A 24,263-nucleotide genomic window follows, 5' to 3' on the forward strand; every position below is an offset into this window, starting at 1 on the left:
TAAAATAATGTCATTTCAGGATTTAAAGAAGACCCAATTAAAAGAAATAATGAATCTATAAACGCTATCCACAAATCTGTAGAAAACTTTATCAAAAATCGGTGGAAAGAATATCCACAACTTGTCCACATTCTGTGAATAAGTAAAAAATCCATATATCATTTCCACAAACTAAAACATAAATATAATACCAAATAAAACAGAAGAAATCAATGCATTTACAATAGTTATCCACATATTCTACTGCTTGTGTGTTATGCTTATAAACAAGACTGTATTTTGTGTTTAACTTGTTTATTTTTATGTGTGGATAGAAAAAAAGATCGAAAAATATTAAACAAGGAATGTGGATAATGAAAGTCGATTTCTAAAATAGAAATTCGAGGTTATCTGTATTATTTGCTGTACTATTTTCATTATGTATGCGAGAATCTGTAGAAAAACTAGGATAGATGAACAAGCTGGATTGTTCATACAAGATAGGAAGTGTATTGTGTAGAGTAGCTAAAAAATATGGGCAGTGTGAGTAAAAAAACAGGAAGAATAAATGAAAAATGTGTGAGAAAGAAAATAAAGAAAATAAATTGCGATTTTATTTTCTATCCGGTTGACAAATTAACGTTTTCTTTCGTATAATGTGAAAGACTGTCTAAAGGATTAGTTAGAAGCTATTTTAGTTTAAATATGGAATATGTATTTTCCAGGGAGGTGCAGAATCATGAAAAGAACATTTCAACCAAATAATCGCAAACGTAAAAAAGTTCACGGCTTTCGCGCGCGTATGAGCACAAAAAATGGACGTCATGTATTGGCTCGTCGTCGTCGTAAAGGACGTAAAGTTTTATCTGCATAAGCCACTGACAACTATCAGTGGTTTTTTTCTGTATTCTTTACAATGACGATTACATATTTTTAGCATATCAAGATAGACAGGCTTTTGGTTCGTATGGTGAATAGAAGCAATTGAATGTGGGCTAAATATAAAATAAAACTTCATTTAGCGGGAGTTATGGCAATCATTTTCCATCAGAAGCGTTGCAGCGCAAAAAGGTGATAACGGTGAAAAAACAATTTCGAATTAAAAAAAATGAAGAATTCCAGGCTGTTTTTAAATATGGGAAATCATTCGCAAATAGACAGCTGGTTATTTATTATAGAAAGAAAGAAGATCAGGATCATTTCCGGATTGGTTTATCTGTCGGAAAAAAAATAGGGAATGCCGTTGTCAGAAATCGCATAAAAAGGTTATTGCGTACATCTTTTCAAGCGTTGGAGCAAGATGTCAAACCTTGTTACGATATTGTCATCATTGCCAGAAATCCGACAAAGACGATGGACTACACAACGATGAAAAAAAGTCTCTCGCATTTATTGTATAAAGAAAAATTATTGAAGAATTCCAAATAAAAATGACATATATGTTCTTTTTTGTTTGGCAAGTTTAAGATAGAATTCACGATATAAATAAGCTAAAATAGCTAGTAGAGCATTGGGAATATTAAGGAGGAAACACTTTGCGCAAAAAATACGGGATTTTAATCACTTTTCTCGTGTTAGCGGTTTTTTTAGCGGGTTGTACCCAAGTTGATGAACCGATTACACCCGAAAGTGAAGGGTTTTGGAATACAATCTTTGTGTATCCATTATCTTGGGTTATCACAAGGATTGCGGAATTTTTGAATGAAAACTATGGTTTGGCAATTATTTTAGTAACGGTGTTTATCCGTTTACTGTTAGTGCCGTTAAACGTAAAGCAAATTAGAAGTACAAAAGCAATGCAGGAAGTTCAGCCGAAATTACAGGAAATTCAACAGAAATATTCGTCTAAAGATGCGAATACACAGCAAAAATTACAGCAGGAAACGATGGAGTTATTCCAAAAGAATGGGGTCAACCCATTAGCGGGCTGTTTACCGATTCTCGTTCAGATGCCGATTTTTATTGCGATGTATCATGCAATTAGACGTACAGAAGCAATTGCTACACATGATTTTCTTTGGTTCCAGCTGGGAACACCGGATTATATTTTACCGATTTTGACAGCATTATTTACGTTCTTACAGCAAAAATTAATGATGTCTACAAATTCATCTGCAAACAGCAATCCGCAAATGAGATTACAATTGCAGATTATGCTCTACGTCATGCCGATTATGATCGGTGTTATGGCATTCTTCTTCCCGTCGGCATTAGCATTGTACTGGGTGACAGGTAATATCTTTATGGTATTCCAGACACTTCTTATTAATAAGCCGATGATGGCAAAAAATTAATAGGTGGCTTTTATGGGGGAGTAATTCCCCCATATTTTATAAGTGAAATAGTAAAATAGTTTACATTTTTTTGAAAAATGGAGGGGAGACTTTTGAGAGAAGTAACTGCAAGTGGTCAAACCGTTGAAGAAGCAATTCAATCAGCTCTGGAACAACTGGATGTAAAAGAGGATCAAGTAGAAGTTGAGATTATTGATGAAGGTAAAAAAGGTGTATTTGGTATTTTTGGTTCCAAGCGTGCTTATGTAAAAGTTACTGTTATTCAGAATCCTATTGAGGAAACAGCTGCATTTATCAAAGAAGTCACCGGGAACATGAATCTTTCTGTAAAGATTGATACAGAAGTAAAAGAAAATCATGTAACCTATACGATGCACCATGAAAATATCGCAAAACTGATTGGCAAGCGCGGTCAAACATTAAATGCGCTGCAGTATTTAGCTCACTTGGTCTTGAATAAATATGATAATACGTACTATACGGTAACCCTGGATGCAGAAGGTTATCGTGCACGAAGAAAAGAAACATTGGAATCTCTTGCTTTAAAAATGGGAGATAAGGCGCAAAAAACAAAGAAAAAAGTCGTGCTGGATCCAATGCCGGCTTTTGAACGTAAAATTATTCACAGTGTCCTCCAGAATAAGCAAGTATCTACTTATTCGGATGGAAATGATCCTCATCGCCATGTTGTGATTAAACCGTAAAAACAGGCCCGGGAAAGGTAATTTTCTCGGGCTTTGTTTGTCTTAAAGGGAAGTATAAATATCAGAAAGAATCGAAGGTGCACGTTTACAAAAGATAGTTTTGTGAATGTGCACCTTTTTTAAGTTCTCAACTTTCGCACCTGAGAAGAAGCATATAATCCTCGCTGTACCAGGATGAACATGATTTCTATTATCATGCTTACTTTTCGTTCAGTTATCCTTTTATTTTTGAACAGGGGATGGTGTATAGCAACCGCTCCGGCCAAGCCTCCGCTTTCCGACGTACAACGGTCCTTCGCAGCGGTCAATTTACACCTTGGCTTCTCATCTTTCTCAACAGATGTGAAGAAACGATCAACCTCTGTTCCTATGTTAAGAAAGTTAATTTTTAAAGTGCGTAAGTTGAGTTAAGAAGAAGAAAGACAAAATGTTATGCACATGTGGATAATATAAAAAAGAAATAGCAAAAATCATTCGTGTGGATAAGTTTCTTTTTTTTGAAATCTGTGCTATTCTTGATTGTTAGTGACAATAAAATAATTTCTCATTTATTTATAGATATACAAAGAATAGAAAGGCAGGTGAATAAGATGGATACAGATACAATTGCAGCGATATCTACACCAGTTGGTGAAGGAGCTATTGCCATTGTCCGTCTGAGCGGTCCGGAAGCAATCCAATTTGCTGCTGATGTGTTTGAGGGGAAACAATTGAAAGACGTTGATTCCCATACAATGCATTACGGAAAAGTGATTGATCCGGCAACAAAAGAATTAGCAGAAGAGGTTATGGTATCCGTAATGCGTGCTCCCAAAACATTCACACGTGAAGATATCGTTGAGATTAACTGTCATGGCGGGCTCGTTTCTGTCAATCGTGTGTTAGAGATTGCGCTGGCAAAAGGGGCACGTCTTGCTGAGCCGGGGGAATTTACAAAACGCGCCTTTTTAAATGGCCGTATTGATTTATCCCAAGCAGAAGCAGTGATGGATTTAATCCGTGCAAAAACCGATAAAGCAATGAATGTGGCACTAAAGCAAATGGACGGACGTCTGTCGAAACTTATTCGGTCGTTAAGACAGGAACTTTTAGAGACAGTTGCCCATGTGGAAGTGAATATCGATTATCCAGAGTATGATGATGTTGAGGAAATGTCACATACCTTAATGAAGGAAAAGACCAAAGAAGTAGGAGCAGAAATAGATAAATTGCTGGAGGTTGCCGGGCAGGGGAAAATTTTGCGTGAAGGTTTGGCAACAGCGATTATCGGCCGTCCGAATGTTGGTAAATCCTCCTTAATGAATACATTAGTACAGGAAAATAAGGCCATCGTGACAGAGGTTCCCGGAACAACGAGAGATGTGATTGAAGAATATGTGAATGTTCGAGGTGTGCCTTTACGGTTAGTCGACACAGCAGGTATTCGGGAAACAGAGGATATAGTAGAGCGAATCGGTGTAGATCGTTCCAGACAAGTATTGAAGGATTCGGATTTAATTTTATTTATATTAAACCATAATGAAACGTTGAGCGAAGAAGATAAAAAATTATTTGAAGCTGTTCAAGGTTTAGAGTATATTGTTATCATCAATAAGACAGACTTAGAGCAAAACTTAGATTTAGAAGAGGTAAGGGCACTGGCTGATGGAAAGCCTGTTGTAACAACATCCTTAATTGAAGAGCAGGGCATAGATCAATTAGAGCAGGCCATTGCCGATACCTTTTTTTCTGGTGAAGTAGATACAGGAGATTTAACCTATGTATCCAATGTTCGTCATATTCAGCTGCTAAAGCAGGCAAAACAGGCATTGGATGATGCTTATGAAGCAGTTGAACTTGGTATGCCGATGGATATTGTACAAATTGATGTAACACGTTCGTGGGAGTTTATGGGAGAAATCATTGGAGATACAGCAAGCGACGGTTTGATAGATCAATTATTTTCCCAGTTCTGTTTAGGGAAGTAAAGGATTGTTGCTAAATAGACTGTAACATCTTCACAAACTTGAAGTTTTACTTTAGATAGAGGAAAGGAAGTAAAAAATGACTTACAATGCAGGTAATTATGATGTCATTGTTGTTGGAGCGGGTCATGCCGGAATAGAAGCGGCGTATGCTTCTGCACGGATGGGCGCCAAAACATTAATGTTGACATTGAATTTAGATATGATTGCATTTATGCCTTGTAATCCGTCCATTGGCGGTCCTGCTAAGGGAATTGTGGTACGCGAAGTCGATGCTCTTGGCGGTATTATGGGCAAAATCATTGATAAAAGTTATATCCAAATGCGGATGTTGAATACAAGAAAAGGACCGGCTGTTCAAGCATTGCGTGCGCAGGCTGATAAACCGGTATATATGCAAGAAGTAAAAAATATAGTCGAAAATGAAGAAAACTTAACTGTTCGTCAGGGAATGGTAAATTCACTGATTGTAGAGGATGGTATCTGCAAAGGGGTTATTACAGAAAGCAAAGCAGCTTATTATGCTGAATCTGTTATTGTAACGACCGGAACATTTATGCGCGGAAAAGTGCTGATGGGTGATTTAGAATACGAAAGCGGCCCAAATAATCAACGTGTTTCTGTTAAGTTATCCGAGAACCTGGAAGAGTTAGGTTTTAAATTAACCCGTTTTAAAACAGGGACGCCACCGCGTGTGAACAGCCATACCATTGATTATTCGAAAACAGAGATTCAACCGGGGGATGAGAATCCCAAAAGCTTCTCATATGAAACAACTGAAGTAATTTCCGATCAGATTCCATGCTGGTTAACCTATACAAATGAGTTCACACATGAAGTGATTAATGAAAATCTGACATTGTCTGCAATGTACTCCGGAATGAAGCGTGGAACCGGTCCAAGATATTGCCCGTCCATTGAAGATAAAATTGTCCGTTTTAATGATAAACCGCGTCATCAGATTTTCCTGGAACCAGAAGGAAGAAATACGGAAGAAATCTATGTACAAGGACTGTCCACGTCATTGCCGGAATCTGTTCAGCATGAAATGGTCAGATCTGTTCCAGGTCTGGAAAATGCAGAGATTATGCGTGCCGGTTATGCCATTGAGTATGATGCCGTTGTACCGACACAGCTTTGGCCGACGCTGGAAACCAAGCGTTTACCAGGATTATTTACTGCTGGTCAAATTAACGGAACATCCGGTTATGAAGAAGCAGCAGGGCAAGGCTTGATGGCAGGAATGAATGCAGCTGCAAAAGTAACTGGAAAAGACCCGATTATCTTGGACCGTTCGCAAGCATATATCGGTGTGATGATTGATGACTTAGTAACAAAAGGGACAAGTGAACCTTACCGCTTACTCACTTCTCGTGCAGAATATCGTTTGTTGCTTCGCCATGATAATGCTGATATGCGTCTAACAGAGATTGGTTATGATTATGGATTAATTTCAGAGGAAAGATATGCTGTATTCTCTGCGAAGAAAGCACAGGTTGAAGAAGAGAAGAAACGTTTAAATAAAACAGTTGTGAAACCGACAGAGGAAGTACAAGACATTATGAAATCTGCTGGCGGAGTACCGATGAAAGAAGCGGTAAAAGCATATGATTTATTAAAACGTCCGGAACTGACGTATGATTATATCGAAAAAATGATTGGACAAGTGGATCTTAGCGAAGAGGTCAAAGAGCAGGTAGCTATTCAAATTAAATATGAAGGCTATATCAAAAAAGCAACAGAGCAGGTAGACAAAATGCTTAAAATGGAAGATAAGAAAATACCAGCAGATATTGATTATGATGCCATTAACGGCATTGCAACAGAAGCAATTGACAGACTGAAAAAAGTCCGTCCGCTGTCTGTGGGTCAAGCATCCAGAATTTCTGGAGTAAATCCGGCTGATATTTCTATCTTGCTTGTTTATATTGAACAAGGAAACATTGCCCGGGTAGCAAATTAAATAAAAAATAGCGGCGTGATTGATACGTCGCTATTTTTCTAAATAACCGTTTTGATGAGAAATGCATTACATAAAACGAAACTTCATACAGTGATAGTTTCTCCTGCTGTATGATTAGTGTAGTGATTCAGGGAGTTAGCGCTCGTTTTCTTCTGCCTAAATACATGTATTCTCTTTCTTTATGTTGAGGGCAGGAGTTTTACGGACGATCCTCCGTGATAAAATATGATGTTTAAGGAGCCGATTATGAAACCTGAACAATTTGTGCAAGCACTGGCTGAGAAGGGGATTACGTTAGATGAATCACAGCAGCAAGCGTTTGCTATTTATTTCAAAGAACTTGTCGAATGGAATGAAAAAATCAATTTAACAGCGATTACAGATATGGAAGAAGTATATGAAAAACACTTCTATGACTGTATTACAGCAGCCTTTTATACCGACATGACCCAGGAATTATCTATTTGTGATATTGGGGCAGGTGCAGGTTTTCCAAGTATTCCATTAAAAATATGTTTTCCACATTTAAAAGTGACCATTATTGACTCACTGAAGAAAAGAATTACTTTCCTGAACCATTTAGCAAATAAACTGGAACTGACAGATGTTGCCTTTTATCATGACCGTGCCGAAAATGCAGGTAAAAAAGAAGATTTTCGTGAACAGTTTGATTTAGTAACCGCCAGAGCTGTAGCCAGGATGTCTGTGTTAAGTGAATTATGCCTGCCATTTGTAAAAACAGGTGGATATTTTGTTGCAATGAAAGGTTCACAGGCAGAAACGGAATTGCAATCAGGCAAAGAAGCGGTTGCATTACTGGGAGGAGAAGTAGAATCAATAGAAACGTTGACACTTTCCCAAGAGGCTGGAGAACGCTCCATTATAAAAATTGCCAAGAAACGTAAAACACCAAAAAAGTATCCCAGAAAAGCAGGGTTACCGAATAAAGAACCAATTGAATAATGATAATGATTTTTAACAATGAAAATAACTTTTTTTAGTGGGGGCACAATGACACTTTATATAATTTAAATGCATTTTATATTTTTTCAGTTATATGTATGGTAAAATAATAACTATACATATCGACGGATTATTGTTGTATTTTATAAAGCATAGATGCTATTATATGAATGTTATACACGTGTGGATAAGCATTAAAATAAAAGATAATGTTTCACGTGAAACATTATCTTTTCATGAAGAAATAAAGATAAGAGCATATATCAGGACAAAGAACTCTATTTTATATCGTCCATATTCATGCGACGGCAATAGAAGTCAACACATCCTGTGAGATTCCTTACAGCCTTTGCGCTTTATATGGATAGATTTGATAATGAATAGTTTGTTAATTTTAGAAGGTGGTGTCAACAAGTGGTGAGTCCTTTTAATCGGATATTTGGAAAAAGCGATAAGGAACCAATTGATACGGAGAAAGTTTCTTATTCTTCAGATGAAGTGGTTCAAATCGATATCGATAAAATTCAGGCCAATCGCTACCAGCCACGAACGATTTTTCAAGAAGAAAAGATACAAGAATTAGCACAAACCATACACACACATGGAATGATTCAGCCAATTGTCGTTCGTAAATTAGATGATGATTCCTTTGAGTTAATAGCAGGGGAGAGAAGATGGAGAGCGGTGCAGCATTTAGGTTGGGAACAAGTCGCTGCCATTATCCGCGAAATGAACGATACAGAGACAGCCTCTGTAGCCCTGATCGAAAATCTGCAGCGTGAAGAATTAACTGTTATTGAAGAAGCGATTGCATATAACAAATTGCTTGAATTGCATAATTTAACACAGGAAGCTTTAGCGCAGCGCCTTGGTAAAAACCAATCTACTATAGCAAATAAACTGCGGCTGTTAAAATTGCCACAAGAGGTACAGGATGCTTTGCTGGATAAACTAATTACAGAAAGACATGCTCGTGCTTTGATTAAGGTAAAGGGAGAAGAACAGCAGCTTCAGTTGTTAAAAGAAGTTCTTGAGAAAGAATTGAACGTAAAACAAACAGAAGAACGGATTACGAAAATGAATGCTCCAAAAGAAGAGAAAAAGAAGCCAAAACCCAAATTCAAAGGGGTTAATAAAGATGTCCGGATTGCTATGAATACAATCAGACAGTCACTTAACATGGTTTCAGATACGGGCGTTGATGTAGAATCAGACGAACAAGAACTCGATGATTACTATCAAATTACGATAAAAATACCAAAACAGAAATAATAGAATGATTGCTTTATCCTTTTACAGAGCGTTTATCTGCCCATCTTTCATTTAGATGGGTATTTGATTTGAAAAGAAATAACAAACTGGTACTTTGAGAGAATCTATATTAAAATAAAATTACAATATGCTAGAAACCTTCGTAAATGGAAAATACATGCTAAGATAGTTAATAGAAATGTGATTGCTCAAATTTTTTTGATAAAAGAATAAAGGTTCAATACCAAAATAAAACGTACTGGATGAATCAAAAAAGATTTGAACAACCTCCGAGTAAGGTAGGTGTCAACAACATGGGGAAAATTATATCCATCGCAAATCAAAAAGGTGGCGTTGGAAAGACAACATCATCTGTAAATATCTGTGCCTGCTTAGCATCATTGGGAAATAACGTATTACTCGTTGATACGGATCCTCAAGGGAATGCAACGAGCGGTGTCGGGGTGAATAAAGCAGATGTGAGTCAATGTATTTACAATATATTAGTAGAGGATACGCCGGCAGCAGATGTGGTAGTTCCCTCCAATGTAGAGAACTTAGATATTATTCCAGCAACGATTCAGCTGGCTGGATCAGAAATTGAACTTGTTCCCATTATATCAAGAGAAATTCGTTTAAAAGCGGCATTAAACGAAATAAAAGATCAATACGACTACATTGTGATTGATTGTCCGCCATCATTAGGATTATTGACCATCAATGCTCTGACTGCATCGGATACGGTGATGATCCCGGTACAATGTGAGTATTATGCGCTTGAGGGCTTGAGTCAATTGCTGAATACTATACGATTAGTACAAAAGCATTTGAACACGGAATTAATGATAGAAGGCGTTCTGCTGACAATGCTGGATGCTAGAACGAATCTTGGCATTCAAGTAATTGAAGAAGTGAAAAAGTATTTTCAGGATAAGGTATTTGAAACCATTATTCCAAGAAATGTCCGTTTAGGAGAAGCACCGAGCCATGGCAAACCGATTATTTCTTATGATCCCAAATCCCGTGGTGCAGAAGTATATCTTGATTTAGCGAAGGAAGTGATCACAAATGGCGAGAGGGTTAGGTAAAGGAATTAATGCGCTATTTCCAGAAGCAGAGAAGGACAGTAAAGATAATATTCAAGATGTGAAATTATCTGATTGCCGTCCCAATCCTTATCAGCCAAGACAGAGCTTTCAAGCAGATTCGATTGAAGAGCTGAAGGATTCGATTAAAGAATACGGTGTTATTCAGCCGATTATAGTACGAAAAAGTCTCAAAGGTTATGAAATTGTTGTCGGTGAAAGAAGATACCGGGCAGCAAAAGAAGCAGGACTGACGACAATTCCTGCAATCGTCCGTGAATTAACAGATGAACGTATGATGGAAATTGCGTTATTAGAAAACTTACAACGTGAGAACCTGACTCCAATTGAAGAAGCACAAGCCTACGCAAATCTAATGGAAAAGTTGAATATAACACAGCATATATTATCTGAGAGGTTAGGTAAAAGCCGCTCACACATTGCCAACACGATTCGTTTATTATCATTGCCGGAAGAAGTCATGGCATCTATTAGCAGCGGTGATTTGTCTATGGGGCACGGCCGTGCACTTCTCAGCCTGAAGGATCACGATACCATTCTTGCCTTAGCGGAAAAAATACAAAATGAAAAGTTAAATGTAAGGCAAGTGGAAAAGCTGATTATTGAAATGAACGAGAAACCAGTAAAAAAACAAAAGAAACCTCCGAAAAAAGATGTATTCATTCAGGAAAGAGAAACAGTACTCCGGGACACACTTGGAACAGCTGTTCACATCAATAAAGGAAAACGAAAAGGTAAGATTGAAATTGAATTTTACAATGATGACGATTTAAATCGCATCTTGGAATATCTGGAAAAATAATAATAAACCGATATATTCTTTATGATTTTCTCATAGAATATATCGGTTTTTTTGTTGGTATATCATACTATTTATCGGTTTATTTTTGTGATTCGATTCTTTATTATGAGTAATGTAACCGCTTTCTTGTAATTAATGTATTAAAAGTTTCCCTAAGGAAAAATAATAGACTTTATAAAATATCCTTGACAAAAAGAAATGCAAAGCATAAAGTAGGGAATAGATAATAAAGTTTGCCTTATGCAAAAAACAAGGGAGGAAGAAAGATGAAGTGTAGTTGGAAGAAATTATTGGGCTTTGCTATACTAATAGGAGTACTTTTTTTAGCAGCTTGCGGCTCAGATAATGAGGAAGGAAATGCAGATGATGGAGAGGAAGGCGCATCAGGTGATGAACCAATTGAAATTGTCACAACAATTGCGCAAATTGGTGAGCCGATATCTGAGATTGGCGGAGACCTTGTAAATGTAGAGACGTTAATGGGACCTTCCGTGGACCCGCATTTATATGATCCTACACAGGGAGATATTGCTACGTTGGATGAAGCAGATGTTGTCTTTTATTCTGGTTTACATTTAGAAGCGAACATGGAAGAACCGTTAGAATCCATCAGCTCAGAAAAACCAGTGTTAGCAATTGGAGAGACATTGCCTGAGGATGTTCTTTTAGAAGATGAAGAAGAGCCTGGAGCTCCAGATCCACACATATGGTTTGATTATAATCTATGGCAGGATGCATTAGATGCTGCAGTAGAAGAATTAAAAGAGTATGCTCCGGAACATGCGGATGAATTAGAAGAAGGAAAACAGGAATATTTTGCACAGTTAGAAGAATTAGACGAAGAAGCAGCGAAATTGCAAGATATCCCTGATGAGCAGCGTGTTCTTGTAACAGCACATGATGCATTTAATTATTTTGGTGAGCTGCACGATATGGAAGTAGTTGGTCTGCAGGGAATCAGTACAGAAAGTGAAGCAGGTGTCTCTGATGTGAATGATACCATTTCTATCATTGAAGAACATGAAGTTCCGGCAATATTTGTGGAAAGCAGTGTAAATCAGGATACAATTAATGCTGTTATTGAAGGAGCTGCCGATAATGGAATGGAAGTAGAAATCGGCGGAGAATTGTTCTCTGATGCAATGGGTGAAGAAGGTACAGAAGAAGGCACATACATTGGAATGTATAAGCATAATATAGACACAATCTATGAAGCATTAACTGGAGGAGATGAGTAAGGTGACATCATCTGTAATACGCGTAGATGATTTATCAGCTTCTTACCAAAAAAATAAAGTATTGAATGATGTAAGTTTTGAAGTGAAAGAAGGAACGATTACCGCGATTGTCGGTCCTAATGGTGCCGGTAAATCGACATTAATTAAGACCATGTTAGGACTCCACCCTCAGCTGACAGGAAATGTCAGCTTTTGGGGCAGTCCTTTTAAAACTGCAAAGAAAAAAATCGGTTATGTCCCTCAACGCGGATCCGTTGACTGGGATTTTCCAACAGATGCATTGGATGTAGTAACCATGGGTCTATATGGAAAAATTGGCTGGTTTCGTATTCCTTCTAAAAAAGACAAAGAAAAAGCAATGAATGCCTTGAAGAAAATGGGCATGGAGTCTTATGCGCATCGTCAAATTAGTCAGCTATCAGGAGGCCAGCAACAGCGTGTATTCTTAGCGCGTGCGCTGGCTCAAGATGCTGAATTGTACTTTATGGATGAACCATTGGCAGGAGTAGATGCATCTACGGAAAAAGCGATTATGACGATTTTGAAAGAATTGAAAAGCAATGGCAAGACCGTATTGGTTGTCCATCATGACCTGCAAACAGTCCCTGAATATTTTGACCATGTCTTATTTTTAAATAAAACCGTATATGCTCATGGACAAACAGAAGAAGTGTTCACAACAGATAATATAGCAAAAACGTATGGTGGAGATATGCAATGGGTTGGAAAGGGAGATCAATATGTTATCCAATCTTCTTCACATTAATACACTGTGGGTGATGTTAAGTACAATGATTTTGGGAATTGCTGCAGGGGGAATCGGATGCTTAGCTTATTGGAAAAAACAAAATCTGATGAGTGATGCTTTATCCCACGCAGCTCTTCCCGGAGTTGTTGTAGCTTTCTTGATTATACAGGAAAAAAACCTGTTATTACTTGTCATTGGTGCAGCAATCAGTGCGCTTTTAGGGGCATTTTTTATTCAATGGTTTTCAAGCGCGACCAGAATTACGGAAGACACAGCCATGGGGATGACCTTATCCGTATTTTACGGTGTCGGCGTCATGCTGTTGGCGATTGCCAACCGTACTCCCGGCGGGAATCAGAGTGGTTTAAATAATTTTATATACGGGCAGGCAGCGGCAATGGTTCGTTCTGATGTGATTACGATGATTGCACTGGCATCGGTTGTTATTTTGATTATATTCATTGCTTTTAAGGAATGGAAACTATTTTTATTCGATCCTAATTTTGCAAAAGGCGTCGGAATGTCTATCCGCGGTATGAACGTGCTGTATACTATCGTGCTGGTGACCACCATTGTTATTGGTATTCAAGCGGTTGGTGTTATTTTAATGGCTGCAATGTTAATTATTCCAGCTGTAAGTGCGAGATACTGGACGCATTCCTTTAAAATGATGATTTTGCTTTCCTCTGTTGTAGGAGGTATAGGCGGTGCAGTCGGAACGTGGATCAGTTCTACAGGAAGCGGGTTGCCGACAGGGCCATTTATTGTCCTCACTTCCTCAGCTGTTTTTGTCATTTCCTTATTGTTTGGAAAGGAAAAAGGAATTGTTATCAATTTCGTCCAGTTTAAAATGCAGCAGCGAGCGTCTCGAAAAGAGCAATCATTGGCCGCTGAAAAAGGAGGATCACAATGACTTATACGATGTGGATTATTATAACAGCGTCTCTTGTTGGTCTTTCCTGCGGTTTAATTGGTGTATACCTTATCTTGAAAAAACAAGCGATGATGGCAGATGCGATTAGTCATACGGTGCTGCTCGGGATTGTATTAGCTTATATGGTAACACAGCAGGTATCAGGAACAGCGATGCTTGTAGGCGGTATTTTTTCCGGAATTCTTACAGCCTTCCTTGTGCAATCCCTTAATAACTTGAAGGTACAGCATGATGCCTCCTTAGGGATTGTATTTACAACGCTGTTTGCGATTGGTGTTATTTTGATTTCTACTTCTGTAGGGAATGTGCATTTAGATGTGCAGCACGCATTAATGGGAGAGATTACATTTGTGCCATTTACAACGATGGATATTCCGTTGATTGGATCTGTTCCGAAAGCTACTGCCATTCTTGGTCTTGTATTAATTGTTGTGATTTTCTTTATTATTGCTTTTTATAAAGAATGGAAAATTACTTCGTTTGACCCGGCGCTGGCAGCAAGCATTGGTATACCGGTGATTTTCTTTCACTACTTATTTATGACATTGGTGTCGGTAACAACGGTGGCATCTTTTGATGCAGTCGGTGCCATCCTTGTGGTTGCTATGCTGATCGTTCCTGCAGCAGCAGCTTATCTATGGACAGATAAATTAATTTTAATGCTGTTTCTAAGCGGCGGATTTGGCATTGTGTCTGCTGTTACAGGATATTGGGTAGCTACATGGCTGAATACATCGATTTCAGGATCTATGGCGCTGATGACAGGCTGTATCTTTTTTATAACCTTCCTGCTCTCGCCAAAGCATGGTCTGGTTTCGAGATGGGTCCGGCCAGCTGAGATCAGAGAAGAGGCATAAATATTAAAAAAGGATGTTGTATCTAAGATTAAGATGATACAACATCCTTTTTTAACATCCTATTATAGAAATGTTTTTGTCATATCACACACGGATGCAAAAAGGGTATATATAATTTGAACGGAACAATCTGTTGATGAATGGAAACATGGTTGTTTCTTTTTTTATCAAAGAAAAGAAGCCATTCATCCTGGAAACTGTTTCATCCATCCCCGATTTTATCTCTATTCATCTTATTCCATCTTCTTTTATCCCCGTTAGGACCTTTTTAAACAAAGCTCTGTGATTCATCTTTGATAATTACCCATTCGCGTTGTTTTTCCCTCCTTTCATCGAAAATCGAATGCGCTGCCTGTTTTCCTCGCCTATGATGGAATCAGCAAAACAAGGGAGGAGGGAATGTTTATGTTAGAAGCATTTCAGGAGTTTGTCATGAATTTAGCGCAGGCGGATACGTGGTTGCAGTATTTGGGAACTTTACTTATTTCCATTGTTCCATTTTTTGAATCTTATGTAGCGATTCCGATTGGGATTGTGTTCGGATTTCCAAGCATTCAAGTTATTGTGATTGCTGCTGTAGGAAATTGGCTGTCTGTCATGGTGTTTGTCTGGTTACTGTCTGGACTACGTCAGAAAGTGGTCAAAAATAAAAGGAATCAAGGTAGCAAACGAAAAAATCGCGCACAAAATATCTTCAATAAGTATGGGGTTGCCGGTATATCTTTTGCAGGTCCAATTATCTGTTTCCATGTATGTGCCGCGATTTCGATTGCCTCTGGAGCAAAGAAGACTTATGTGAGTATTTGGCAGGCGATTGGTATTGGAGCCTGGTCGATTGCGTTAGGCGTTGCTTTCCATTATGGTGTGAACCTTTTAGAGCATCTGCCAAATCTTAATCCATTTTCATAAGAAAGGAGTTTGATCATGATGCTACAAATGATACGGCGAATGGTTCCCCGGAGAATCATCCCATCATGCATGATATTGTTAGCCATTATTCCGGCTTTAACAATTTATGAAGGAGTAGCAGCTAATTTGTCTGGATTGCCGAATTTCGATGCTCCGAATGGCTTTATTCCAGTTGGATTTGTCTGTATTGTTTTGATTTTTATGCTTGCGCTATCACTGAAGGAGACGGAGAAATAAGGTGAATGGCCTCGCGAGTCATATTGGAAAAATGACGGAGCAATGAAAAGCATTCCCTTTTAAATAAAGTTTCTTCCTATTCAATATTATTTTACAGTTTATCTTGTTATGATAAGTGTTAGAGAGCAAGACAACATTTTAATAAAAGAAGATAGGCGGGAAAGGAGTGCTGTTTTGAAAAAATGGATGCAGATATTTGGACCGCTTGTCATGATTCTGCTGGCTATTATCCCATTTATGGTACTTTATGAAGGGATATCTATGAATATCCCTTCACTTCCTGATTTTGAAGCTCCGGATTGGTTTATTCCGGTTGGTTTTGTGAATATTGCGCTGATTGTTTTAGTTTCCTTATTAATAGGGTGGAGCGCAAATAAAGAGTAAAGGAGTTTGAACATGGTGTTTTCTATGAACCAGCTAACTAAAATGGAAGAAAATACCGTCTTGCTGCCGGAGCTAAATTTGACGGTTCCCCAAGGAGAGGTTATTGCTGTTCAAAGCGAAAATGAATATATTGAGCGCTTATTTGACCTGTTCAATCATCCTCGGGATATCAAAGAGGGAATGATCACCCTCCCAGAAGGTGGATTTCAAAATATATATTTATTTCAGCAGGATGATGGTTTGTATAAGCGATTGACTGTGCTGCAAATGTTGCGTTTCTGGTGCAGGTTATACCGACAGCAAACGGATTTAGATAAGATTTTGAATATTTGTGAACTGCATGCTTGCGTTTCCAAAAAAACAAAACAGCTCACCCTTTCTGAACAGTATCGTCTGCAGTTTGCGCTGGCATTTATCCAGCCGGCTGAGGTATATATTTGGAAAGATCCTTCCATGATACTGGATTTGCAAACGAAGCAGGTGCTCCATGATGTGATTAGATTGTTGGCGGATGAGGGGGGAGCGGTATTAATCCTTACTCCCACATTGGAAGAAGCGATTCGTCTCGGTAATGTGGTTTATCGCTATTCCAGCCGTGGTGTGAAGCTGGTGGAACAAGAAGATGCGGAAACTGAAACAGGGACGGAAGGTAGAAACGGAGAAGAAGCGGAAGTGACAAGTATGCAGGTGAAGCTGGACAAAATCAGTGCGAAAATGGAGGATAAAATCATTCTGTTTAATCCCTTGGAAATTGACTATGTGGAGGCGCGTGAAGGCCAGACATTTTTATTTGTAAACAAAGAGGAGTTCGCTTCATCAGAAACCATTAAAGCGTTGGAAGAGCGATTGCTGCCATTCGGCTTTTTCCGCTGTCATCGTTCTTATCTTGTGAATTTACAGCGTGTCCGCGAAATTATTATTTGGAGTAAAAACAGTTACAGTCTCAGTCTGGATAACCCCTCGAAAAGTACAATACCGCTATCGAAGGCGAATTACAGCAAATTGAAAGAGTTGATGCATTTATGACAACAGGGGAAAAGAAGGTGTCCTTCCATCGCTTGAAAGCATTATTTTATAAGGATCTTTGCGATTTGCCCGGCAATGGACAAATTCTATTGAATCTAATTGGCGTACTGATTTTTATTACGCTGCTTAGCTTTGTGCCTGCGGAGCAAACATTACCATTGTCATTCTTGCTTGCCTTTATTCTGACGATGCTGGTGATGCTGATGCAAGGGTCTGTCATGGTGGAGGAGTATGAACAGGGAACCATCCGCCGTTTAAGGCAAGCCGGTTTTTCTATGAAAGAGCTGATTCTTTCCAAAATGCTGTTTACATTTTTGGTCACGGCAGTTATATTGCTTCTTTTCTGCTTTCTTTATGGAGATGGCGTGGTATCCAGCCTGAAGCTGCTGGCTTTAATATTGCCTAATTTAATGACTATTCTGATTGTGGGAACCTTTTTGGGTATGAAAGCAAAGAATACGATTGAGGTGAGCTTATACAGTGTGCCGCTTTTCACCCTTTATTTCTTTGTCGAAGGGCTGTTGATGAATAGTACGGAGGGGCAGATGCCCTGGCTGGCTGTTTTCCCTAATTATCATCTGCATTATGGGATTGAGCAGCTTTATTCGGGCGGTCCTTTCCTTGCCTATTTGTTTGTGCCGGTTTTATGGCTGGGTTTTTCTGCGTTGTTGTTTATGATGTGGTTCAGGAAACGGTATAGCTGATAAGTGTTTATTCACAGAAAAAGGCCATATCCCTTTAATTATAAGGAACAGGGCCTTTTTAAACGTGTGCAAGTTTGGAAGCTATTTAGAAGAACGCTTCTTATAGTACCAGCAAATAAGGATTTTCAATATAGTTTACGAGAATGGAGAAAAATTCTCCTGCATCCGCACCATCCAGGATTTGATGGTCAAATGTCAGGCTGAACGGCAGTTTTTGAACCTGGATGACTTCTCCGTTCTCCAGAGCGAGTTCTTCTTGTAATGCTCCAATGCCGAGTATACCTGTTTCATGGAGGTTGAGAATTGGTGTAAAGTACTCGACACCGCTTCCGCCCATGTTTGTAATGGTGAAGGTAGAACCGGATAAAATCGATGCATCTGCTTCACCGTCACGGGCTTTTGTGGAAACATCCCTGATGTCCCTGGCTAAACTGCCAATTGTTTTTTGTTCAGCATGTTTAACCACAGGTACAACCAAGCCATTGTCTAAGGAAGTAGCAATACCTAAATGAACTGCTTCCAATTCGGACAGCTCGTGGTTTTCATAGCGTGCATTCATCTTTTGATAGTCTTGTAACGCAAGGACAACTGCCCGAGCGATCAACGCTGTCAAGCTGAGTTTTACATCCATATCCGAGGCTTCTGCTTCATTACGCAGTGTTTTCTGAAAAGCAATGAGTTTATCTGCATCTGCTTTACGATGTAAGGTGAGCTGTGCAGTCTGATGCAAGCTTTGTCGCATGTTGTGCGCAATTGTTTTCCGCATGGAATCAAGACCTTTGCCAATCGTTTCCTGTTCCAGTGTAACCGCTGCTTCCTCGATACTGGATTGCTTTTCATCTGCTTTATCCAGCCCATGCTCTAACACTCGGTTAATGTCTAACCTGGTAATTCTGCCATTACCGCCTGTGCCGTTAATTTGTTCAATTGGTAAATCATATTCCTTGGCAAGTTTTCTGGCCAGGGGTGAAATAAATATCCGTTCTCCTGTGTCTTGAGCTGCACTGTTTTTATGACTGACTGCGGTGGTCTGTTCTTTTGCTTGTTCCTGCTCTTTAGCAGCGTTCTCCTCTGTATCTTGATCTGCCTCTCCTTGCGAAGCGTCATCTTGACCAGAAGGTTTCTCTCCGGGTGACCCAAGCACGCCCAATACATCGCCGACTTTGGCTGTTCCGCCTGCTTCGATTTGGATTTCCAATAGTTCGCCGCCGGACGGTGCTTCAATATCTTGCGTCAGCTTTTCGGAACTGATGGTAGCAAGGCTTTCTCCTTCTTCCACCGTGTCTCCAACTTGTTTATGCCATTCTTCAATGGTGCCTTGCTTCATGGTCATTCCCAATTTCGGCATGACAATATTTTCGCTCATTGTTTTCACCTCCTGTTCATGCTTTGACTGCTTTTAGGTCTTCGATTAATTCTTCTGCTACCTGCAGCACCTTTTCTGCATTCGGAATATAAGCTTGTTCCAGGTTTTGAGCAAAAGGGACCGGTGTATCCGGCGCGCATACTGTTTTAATTGGCCCGTCCAAATAATCAAAGCCAATATCGCTGATAACAGACGCGACATCGGTAGCTGTATTATTATGCGGATTGGATTCATCCACGATAACAAGCCTGCCAGTCTTTTTAACGGATTCCAGCACCGTTTTTTCATCCCATGGGGAAATGGTCCGCAAATCAACAACCTCCACGGAAACTTGATGCTCGTCCAGCTGCTCGGCAACTTCTTCTGCTACCTGTACCATTTTACCGATAGCAACGATCGTTAAATCCGATCCTTCTCTGGTAATGTTTGCTTTTCCAATATCGACGGTATAGTAGTCCTCGGGAACATCACCTTCCATTCCATATAATGTCTTATCCTCTGAGAAGACAACGAGGTTATCATCTTCCATTGCAGCCAAGAACAATCCTTTGGCATCATAAGGATTGGATGGGACAACAACTTTGACACCTGGAATAGCACCGAACATGCCATAAAGTGTCTGCGAATGTTGTGCTGCTGCACCTGCGCCTGCTCCGTGAACGGTCCGGACAGTTAATGGAATTTTGGCATAACCGCCGAACATATAACGCATTTTCGCTCCCTGATTCAAGATAGGATCGAGAGCAAAGCCGATAAAGTCATTAAACATTAGTTCTGCGATGGGACGGAGCCCAGTAGCTGCAGCACCAACCGCAGCACTAAAATAGCCGTGCTCAGCAATCGGTGTATCAATAATCCGGTTCCTTCCATATTTGGCTGCCAGTCCTTTAGATACCCCGAATACACCGCCAAACGATTCATCATTTTGCAAATGGTCCACTTCTGCTCCGCCTGCCACATCGGTTCCAATCAAAATTACATTATCGTCATTTTCCAGAGACATGTCCATCGCTTCTTGAATAGCTCCCATGAATGTTGCTGTTCGTTTGTTATCCATCGTTCATCCCTCCTGTTGGTTTAAGCTTTTTCTTTATGCAAAGACATCTTCATATAATGAGTCAATATCAGGCAGCGGACTGTTTTCTGCAAAATCCACAGCATCTTTTACTTGTTGTTTGGCATCTGCTTCAATCTGGTCCGCTTCTTCTTTTGTCAGCCATTCTTTTTCCAATGCTTTTTCCCGGAACTCAGGGATAGGATCACGGTCTGTATTTACATCGTCCGGTGATTTATATTTCTGTTCATCGCCTTCAAAGTGGCCGTAATTCCGGTACGTACTGCATTCAATCAGGGTAGGGCCTTCACCGGATTTGGCACGCTGCATGGCTTTTTTAAAAGTCTTATAGACAGCTTTTACATCCGCGCCGTCTACAAATTCTCCAGGCATATTATAGGCCGAGGCCCGTTCTGCAATGGTTTCGGACGCACTGGCATATTTATGCGCGGTTCCTTCTCCAAATTGGTTATTTTCACAAACAAAAACGACCGGCAGATTGAGAATGGAAGCAAGGTTCAGCCCTTCATGAAATGTACCTTCATTAGCAGCACCATCACCGAAGAAACAAACAGCAACATTCTCTTTGCCCATATTGCGGATAGAGATTCCTGCACCATTTGCTAAACCAAAACCGCCGCCGACAATGCCGTTTGCCCCCAGCATGCCTTTTCCAACATCAGCTACGTGCATGGAACCCCCTTTACCGCGACCGAGGCCGTCTTTTCTGCCCATGATTTCGGCCATCATCCGGTTCATATCACAGCCTTTTGCAATTGCATGGCCATGTCCGCGGTGCGTGCTGGTAATGTAGTCGTCATCTGTGAGCTGCGCCATGATTCCCGAAGCAATGGCTTCTTCTCCTGCGTATAAGTGAACAAATCCGGGGATTTTCCCGGTACCGAAAATCCGGTGAACTTCATCTTCAAAAGCACGAATTTCATTCATCGTCTGATAAATCCAGCGTGCATCTTGTTTTTCCATGATGCGTTCCTCCTTTTATTTGGCAGATGAAAAAGATAACCTTTTCTCCTGCATACATGTTACTGCGGCTGTTCTCTGAATACTTGCAGCCAATCATATTTGCTGATATTACATATGAATTGCCCGCTTAAATAACGCATGAGCACTTTCTCCGATAACTTCAGACAGGGCAGGGTGGGGTTGTACGATATCCGCAAGTTCATGCATCGTTCCTTCTGATGCTTTCACACCCAGCAATTCTCCAATTAATTCTGTGGCATTCGGTCCAACGATAAAAGCACCCAAAATTTCCTGGTATTTCTTTTCCGTCACAATTTTAATAAAACCTTCTGCTTCTCCATCCACGACAGCTTTACTGTTTCCGTTAAAAGAAGATGTTGTTACTGCCGTTTCATAGCCGGCATCAGCAGCTTCTTGTTCCGTAAGCCCAAATGAAGCAGCTTCCAAGTGGGTATAAATACAGCGTGGTATGGCATGCTGGTCCAGCTTAATATTCTCTCCGGCCATGGCATGTACCGCTGCAATCCCTTCTGCACTGGCTGCATGGGCTAATTGATATCCGCCAATAAGATCTCCGACTGCATAAATATTTGCTACACTTGTTTCATAGGATGAATGGACTTGCACAAACTGATTTTGATTCAATTGCAGCTGCAGGTTTTCAGCAATTTGCAAATTCGGTTTTCTGCCTGCAGCCACCAGGAGCGAATCAAAGGCTATTTCTTGCTCTGCAAGGATAACTTTACTCTGTGTTACTTCTTTGATTGCTGCTTTAGTAACGATTTGGACACCTTGGTTTTCCAGTTGATTTTTTAAAGCCGAACGTACATCTTCTTCTTCCGTCAGTAATACATCTTGTGCAATTTCAATGATGGTTACATCTGTTCCCAGCTGAGCCATTGCAGAAGCAATTTCTGAAGCAATGACACCGCCGCCGATTACTGCCAGTTTGTTAGGCTGTGTTTTCAAATCAAAGAAAGAATCCGTTGTTTCGTAGTCTACTTCATCTAATCCATTAATAGGCGGGACAAAAGGTTTGCTTCCGGTCGCAAGTAAAACATTGTTTCCTTTGATTTTTTCATTTCCGATTGTTACTCTACGTTCCTTGTCTATTGCAGCTTCTCCTTGGAAAATTGTAATAGCATTCTTTTTCAACAAATAGCTTACACCGTCTGTTAATGTTTGAACGACTTCTGATTTCCGATCTGTCAGTTTGGCATAATCGACTTGTAATGCACCGGTAGAAATTCCCCATTCTTTTGCTTGGTTGATAGTGTGTACCATCTTGCTGTGTTTCAGTAAGGTTTTGGAGGGGATACAACCAGTGTTCAGACAAACACCTCCAATGCTGGATTTTTCAACAATTGCTGTTTTCATACCGAGCTGTGCAGCTCTGATTGCAGCAACATAACCCCCGGGACCTGACCCGATAACAATGACATCAAAATGTTGCATAGAAATCTATCACCCCCTATTGAAATCGCTTACAATACTATACACTTTCATTGTATAACTGAAACTTTTGATTTTCAATGTCTGAATCAAGACATTTTTCAAACATATATATGTGTGTTTATAATGGGCCCGAAAATAAAGGAGAAAGATTGCAGATTGAAAATAAAAAGGGGAGGGCATGGCTATATGAAAGATTCACAGTCATATAAGACGGTAATAGAGGAAGTATAAGCTTGCGCTATGACCACAATATTGTATTATAGATGAGGATTGATGAAAATGAATTGCAAATAAAGTGAAATTTGATTATAATGCTTTTTAACTCGTTATTTATAGAAGGTTGTTAACCTTGGAATAAGTGGCGGTCTATCATAGGAAACAATGCGTTAAAATGTATACGTACATCATACTTAAATAGAAATGTTTCACGTGGAACATTTCGTTAAGAGGATATGGTAAAGCTTCGTTTTATCGTAGTTTTACAAATGAATGGGTAAGATAATTCTCCTTATTCAAACCTCTTAGCAGCAGGAGGGCAGGAAGTGGCTTTATTTGGAACAATTGTAAATGTCGTGTTTATTATCATCGGAAGTATTATTGGTTTATTTTTTACAAAAATCCCGGAACGATTTAAAGAGACCGTCATGAACGGAATCGGACTGGCCATTGTTTTAATTGGTTTGCAGATGGCATTACAGACAGAACAGATTATTATTGTGTTATTGAGTTTATTATCTGGTGCTATTATTGGAGAAGGCCTGAAAATAGAAGAAGGGTTAAACCGATTTGGTGAATGGATAGGAACTCGTTTTGCAGTCAGTAATAATAATACAAGTATTTCACAAGGATTTGTCACAGCCTCGCTGATATTTTGTGTCGGTGCACTGGCTATTATTGGGGCTTTAGACAGCGGCATACGTGGCGATCATGGGGTATTGATTACCAAAGGAATCATTGACGGTTTCACTGCGCTTGTATTAACAACTACTTTGGGGATTGGCGTTATTTTATCAGCAGCTCCTGTTTTTCTATATCAGGGAACGATTGCATTGCTGGCGACACAAATTAATCGGTGGGTGCCGGATGCGTTTTTAGATGGATTAATTGTCGAATTAACAGCAGTCGGTGGACTGCTTATTTTGGCGATTGGCTTGAATTTATTAAATATCACCAAAATTCGTATCGGAAATTTATTACCAAGTATTGTGACAGTTGTACTAGTGCCACGCGGCTGAAGTAAATACCCCACATTAAATTTGTAAGGTTTTAGCTTCCTTCGTCCAACGGAATGGTTTAGCCAAATGTTCATTGTAGTAACTGATAAATTGTTTTATCTTTTGT

General features: G+C 39.6%; 24 protein-coding genes. 20 read left to right on the forward strand and 4 right to left on the reverse strand.

From position 1 onward, the window contains the following. Window positions 1-718: 718 nt before the first annotated feature. The 19 genes from rpmH to ACFQ19_RS13310 all read left to right on the forward strand — a co-directional run bounded on the left by rpmH (window position 719) and on the right by ACFQ19_RS13310 (window position 18,063). The gene (rpmH, locus tag ACFQ19_RS13220) at window positions 719-853 is read left to right on the forward strand and encodes a 50S ribosomal protein L34 (protein ID WP_080871878.1); all 135 of its coding nucleotides are present in this window, start codon (window positions 719-721) and stop codon (window positions 851-853) included. 206 nt (window positions 854-1,059) lie between these two features. After that, complete coding sequence (rnpA, locus tag ACFQ19_RS13225; protein ID WP_379592826.1) at window positions 1,060-1,407, forward strand: ribonuclease P protein component; 348 nt, start codon at window positions 1,060-1,062, stop codon at window positions 1,405-1,407. A gap of 107 nt (window positions 1,408-1,514) precedes the next feature. Continuing rightward, window positions 1,515-2,273, forward strand: a complete 759-nt coding sequence (yidC, locus tag ACFQ19_RS13230; RefSeq protein ID WP_379592828.1) for a membrane protein insertase YidC — start codon at window positions 1,515-1,517, stop codon at window positions 2,271-2,273. Window positions 2,274-2,365: 92 nt separating this feature from the next. Continuing rightward, window positions 2,366-2,977 carry an RNA-binding cell elongation regulator Jag/EloR gene (gene jag, locus ACFQ19_RS13235; RefSeq protein WP_379592830.1) on the forward strand — a complete coding sequence of 204 codons (612 nt, stop codon included), beginning with the start codon at window positions 2,366-2,368 and terminating at the stop codon, window positions 2,975-2,977. Between the two features lie 590 nt (window positions 2,978-3,567). Further along, window positions 3,568-4,944 (forward strand): tRNA uridine-5-carboxymethylaminomethyl(34) synthesis GTPase MnmE, encoded by a 1,377-nt coding sequence (gene mnmE, locus ACFQ19_RS13240; RefSeq protein WP_379592832.1) that lies wholly within the window; start codon window positions 3,568-3,570, stop codon window positions 4,942-4,944. Between the two features lie 76 nt (window positions 4,945-5,020). Next, window positions 5,021-6,904 (forward strand): tRNA uridine-5-carboxymethylaminomethyl(34) synthesis enzyme MnmG, encoded by a 1,884-nt coding sequence (gene mnmG, locus ACFQ19_RS13245; RefSeq protein ID WP_379592834.1) that lies wholly within the window; start codon window positions 5,021-5,023, stop codon window positions 6,902-6,904. 246 nt (window positions 6,905-7,150) lie between these two features. Next, window positions 7,151-7,867: a 16S rRNA (guanine(527)-N(7))-methyltransferase RsmG gene (gene rsmG / locus ACFQ19_RS13250; RefSeq protein ID WP_379592836.1), complete on the forward strand. Its 717-nt coding sequence runs from the start codon at window positions 7,151-7,153 to the stop codon at window positions 7,865-7,867. Between the two features lie 414 nt (window positions 7,868-8,281). After that, window positions 8,282-9,139 carry a nucleoid occlusion protein gene (gene noc, locus ACFQ19_RS13255; RefSeq protein WP_379592838.1) on the forward strand — a complete coding sequence of 286 codons (858 nt, stop codon included), beginning with the start codon at window positions 8,282-8,284 and terminating at the stop codon, window positions 9,137-9,139. Window positions 9,140-9,432: 293 nt separating this feature from the next. Further along, window positions 9,433-10,206 (forward strand): ParA family protein, encoded by a 774-nt coding sequence (locus ACFQ19_RS13260; protein WP_379592840.1) that lies wholly within the window; start codon window positions 9,433-9,435, stop codon window positions 10,204-10,206. Beyond that, window positions 10,187-11,026 (forward strand): ParB/RepB/Spo0J family partition protein, encoded by an 840-nt coding sequence (locus ACFQ19_RS13265; RefSeq protein WP_379592842.1) that lies wholly within the window; start codon window positions 10,187-10,189, stop codon window positions 11,024-11,026. The genes ACFQ19_RS13260 and ACFQ19_RS13265 overlap by 20 nt, the downstream gene beginning before the upstream one ends. A 266-nt stretch (window positions 11,027-11,292) precedes the next feature. Then, window positions 11,293-12,264: a metal ABC transporter solute-binding protein, Zn/Mn family gene (locus tag ACFQ19_RS13270; protein WP_379592844.1), complete on the forward strand. Its 972-nt coding sequence runs from the start codon at window positions 11,293-11,295 to the stop codon at window positions 12,262-12,264. Then, the gene (locus ACFQ19_RS13275; protein ID WP_379592846.1) at window positions 12,257-13,030 is read left to right on the forward strand and encodes a metal ABC transporter ATP-binding protein; all 774 of its coding nucleotides are present in this window, start codon (window positions 12,257-12,259) and stop codon (window positions 13,028-13,030) included. The genes ACFQ19_RS13270 and ACFQ19_RS13275 overlap by 8 nt, the downstream gene beginning before the upstream one ends. Next, a complete protein-coding gene (locus ACFQ19_RS13280) occupies window positions 13,005-13,925 on the forward strand; it encodes a metal ABC transporter permease (RefSeq protein ID WP_379592848.1) in 921 nt (306 codons plus the stop codon). Before ACFQ19_RS13275 ends, ACFQ19_RS13280 begins: the two co-directional genes overlap by 26 nt. After that, window positions 13,922-14,803 (forward strand): metal ABC transporter permease, encoded by an 882-nt coding sequence (locus ACFQ19_RS13285; RefSeq protein ID WP_379592850.1) that lies wholly within the window; start codon window positions 13,922-13,924, stop codon window positions 14,801-14,803. Before ACFQ19_RS13280 ends, ACFQ19_RS13285 begins: the two co-directional genes overlap by 4 nt. Window positions 14,804-15,208: 405 nt before the next feature. After that, complete coding sequence (locus ACFQ19_RS13290; protein WP_379592852.1) at window positions 15,209-15,712, forward strand: small multi-drug export protein; 504 nt, start codon at window positions 15,209-15,211, stop codon at window positions 15,710-15,712. A gap of 15 nt (window positions 15,713-15,727) precedes the next feature. Next, window positions 15,728-15,949 carry a hypothetical protein gene (locus ACFQ19_RS13295; protein WP_379592854.1) on the forward strand — a complete coding sequence of 74 codons (222 nt, stop codon included), beginning with the start codon at window positions 15,728-15,730 and terminating at the stop codon, window positions 15,947-15,949. A 174-nt stretch (window positions 15,950-16,123) separates the two neighbouring features. Next, window positions 16,124-16,333 carry a hypothetical protein gene (locus ACFQ19_RS13300; protein ID WP_379592856.1) on the forward strand — a complete coding sequence of 70 codons (210 nt, stop codon included), beginning with the start codon at window positions 16,124-16,126 and terminating at the stop codon, window positions 16,331-16,333. A 12-nt stretch (window positions 16,334-16,345) separates the two neighbouring features. Beyond that, window positions 16,346-17,359: a LytTR family transcriptional regulator DNA-binding domain-containing protein gene (locus ACFQ19_RS13305; RefSeq protein ID WP_379592858.1), complete on the forward strand. Its 1,014-nt coding sequence runs from the start codon at window positions 16,346-16,348 to the stop codon at window positions 17,357-17,359. Next, on the forward strand, window positions 17,356-18,063 hold the full coding sequence (locus tag ACFQ19_RS13310; protein ID WP_379592860.1) for an ABC transporter permease: 708 nt from the start codon (window positions 17,356-17,358) through the stop codon (window positions 18,061-18,063). The genes ACFQ19_RS13305 and ACFQ19_RS13310 overlap by 4 nt, the downstream gene beginning before the upstream one ends. 100 nt (window positions 18,064-18,163) lie before the next feature. Here ACFQ19_RS13310 and ACFQ19_RS13315 read toward each other — a convergent pair whose 3' ends face one another. From ACFQ19_RS13315 to lpdA, 4 genes are all read right to left on the reverse strand, one after another. Continuing rightward, window positions 18,164-19,429 (reverse strand): dihydrolipoamide acetyltransferase family protein, encoded by a 1,266-nt coding sequence (locus tag ACFQ19_RS13315; protein WP_379592862.1) that lies wholly within the window; start codon window positions 19,427-19,429, stop codon window positions 18,164-18,166. Between the two features lie 16 nt (window positions 19,430-19,445). Next, window positions 19,446-20,486 (reverse strand): alpha-ketoacid dehydrogenase subunit beta, encoded by a 1,041-nt coding sequence (locus tag ACFQ19_RS13320; RefSeq protein WP_379592864.1) that lies wholly within the window; start codon window positions 20,484-20,486, stop codon window positions 19,446-19,448. 33 nt (window positions 20,487-20,519) lie between these two features. Continuing rightward, entirely contained in the window at window positions 20,520-21,467 is a 948-nt protein-coding gene (locus tag ACFQ19_RS13325) for a thiamine pyrophosphate-dependent dehydrogenase E1 component subunit alpha (protein ID WP_379592866.1), read from the reverse strand. 108 nt (window positions 21,468-21,575) lie between these two features. Beyond that, complete coding sequence (gene lpdA, locus ACFQ19_RS13330; protein ID WP_379592868.1) at window positions 21,576-22,922, reverse strand: dihydrolipoyl dehydrogenase; 1,347 nt, start codon at window positions 22,920-22,922, stop codon at window positions 21,576-21,578. A gap of 542 nt (window positions 22,923-23,464) precedes the next feature. Here lpdA and ACFQ19_RS13335 point away from each other — a divergent pair. After that, the gene (locus tag ACFQ19_RS13335) at window positions 23,465-24,157 is read left to right on the forward strand and encodes a DUF554 domain-containing protein (protein ID WP_379592870.1); all 693 of its coding nucleotides are present in this window, start codon (window positions 23,465-23,467) and stop codon (window positions 24,155-24,157) included. The last annotated feature ends 106 nt before the right edge of the window (window positions 24,158-24,263 follow it).

This window comes from Oceanobacillus locisalsi, assembly GCF_042675985.1.
Lineage (GTDB): Bacteria > Bacillota > Bacilli > Bacillales > Amphibacillaceae > Oceanobacillus > Oceanobacillus locisalsi.

Coding starts and splice junctions, on each gene's coding strand:
- ACFQ19_RS13280 (WP_379592848.1), top strand. CDS start 13,005: ATGTTATCCAATCTTCTTCACATTAATACACTGTGGGTGATGTTAAGT.
- ACFQ19_RS13275 (WP_379592846.1), top strand. CDS start 12,257: ATGAGTAAGGTGACATCATCTGTAATACGCGTAGATGATTTATCAGCT.
- ACFQ19_RS13310 (WP_379592860.1), top strand. CDS start 17,356: ATGACAACAGGGGAAAAGAAGGTGTCCTTCCATCGCTTGAAAGCATTA.
- mnmG (WP_379592834.1), top strand. CDS start 5,021: ATGACTTACAATGCAGGTAATTATGATGTCATTGTTGTTGGAGCGGGT.
- ACFQ19_RS13290 (WP_379592852.1), top strand. CDS start 15,209: ATGTTAGAAGCATTTCAGGAGTTTGTCATGAATTTAGCGCAGGCGGAT.
- ACFQ19_RS13315 (WP_379592862.1), bottom strand. CDS start 19,429: ATGAGCGAAAATATTGTCATGCCGAAATTGGGAATGACCATGAAGCAA.
- ACFQ19_RS13295 (WP_379592854.1), top strand. CDS start 15,728: ATGATGCTACAAATGATACGGCGAATGGTTCCCCGGAGAATCATCCCA.
- ACFQ19_RS13320 (WP_379592864.1), bottom strand. CDS start 20,486: ATGGATAACAAACGAACAGCAACATTCATGGGAGCTATTCAAGAAGCG.
- ACFQ19_RS13260 (WP_379592840.1), top strand. CDS start 9,433: ATGGGGAAAATTATATCCATCGCAAATCAAAAAGGTGGCGTTGGAAAG.
- mnmE (WP_379592832.1), top strand. CDS start 3,568: ATGGATACAGATACAATTGCAGCGATATCTACACCAGTTGGTGAAGGA.
- ACFQ19_RS13285 (WP_379592850.1), top strand. CDS start 13,922: ATGACTTATACGATGTGGATTATTATAACAGCGTCTCTTGTTGGTCTT.
- ACFQ19_RS13325 (WP_379592866.1), bottom strand. CDS start 21,467: ATGGAAAAACAAGATGCACGCTGGATTTATCAGACGATGAATGAAATT.
- ACFQ19_RS13265 (WP_379592842.1), top strand. CDS start 10,187: ATGGCGAGAGGGTTAGGTAAAGGAATTAATGCGCTATTTCCAGAAGCA.
- ACFQ19_RS13305 (WP_379592858.1), top strand. CDS start 16,346: ATGGTGTTTTCTATGAACCAGCTAACTAAAATGGAAGAAAATACCGTC.
- rpmH (WP_080871878.1), top strand. CDS start 719: ATGAAAAGAACATTTCAACCAAATAATCGCAAACGTAAAAAAGTTCAC.
- rsmG (WP_379592836.1), top strand. CDS start 7,151: ATGAAACCTGAACAATTTGTGCAAGCACTGGCTGAGAAGGGGATTACG.
- lpdA (WP_379592868.1), bottom strand. CDS start 22,922: ATGCAACATTTTGATGTCATTGTTATCGGGTCAGGTCCCGGGGGTTAT.
- ACFQ19_RS13270 (WP_379592844.1), top strand. CDS start 11,293: ATGAAGTGTAGTTGGAAGAAATTATTGGGCTTTGCTATACTAATAGGA.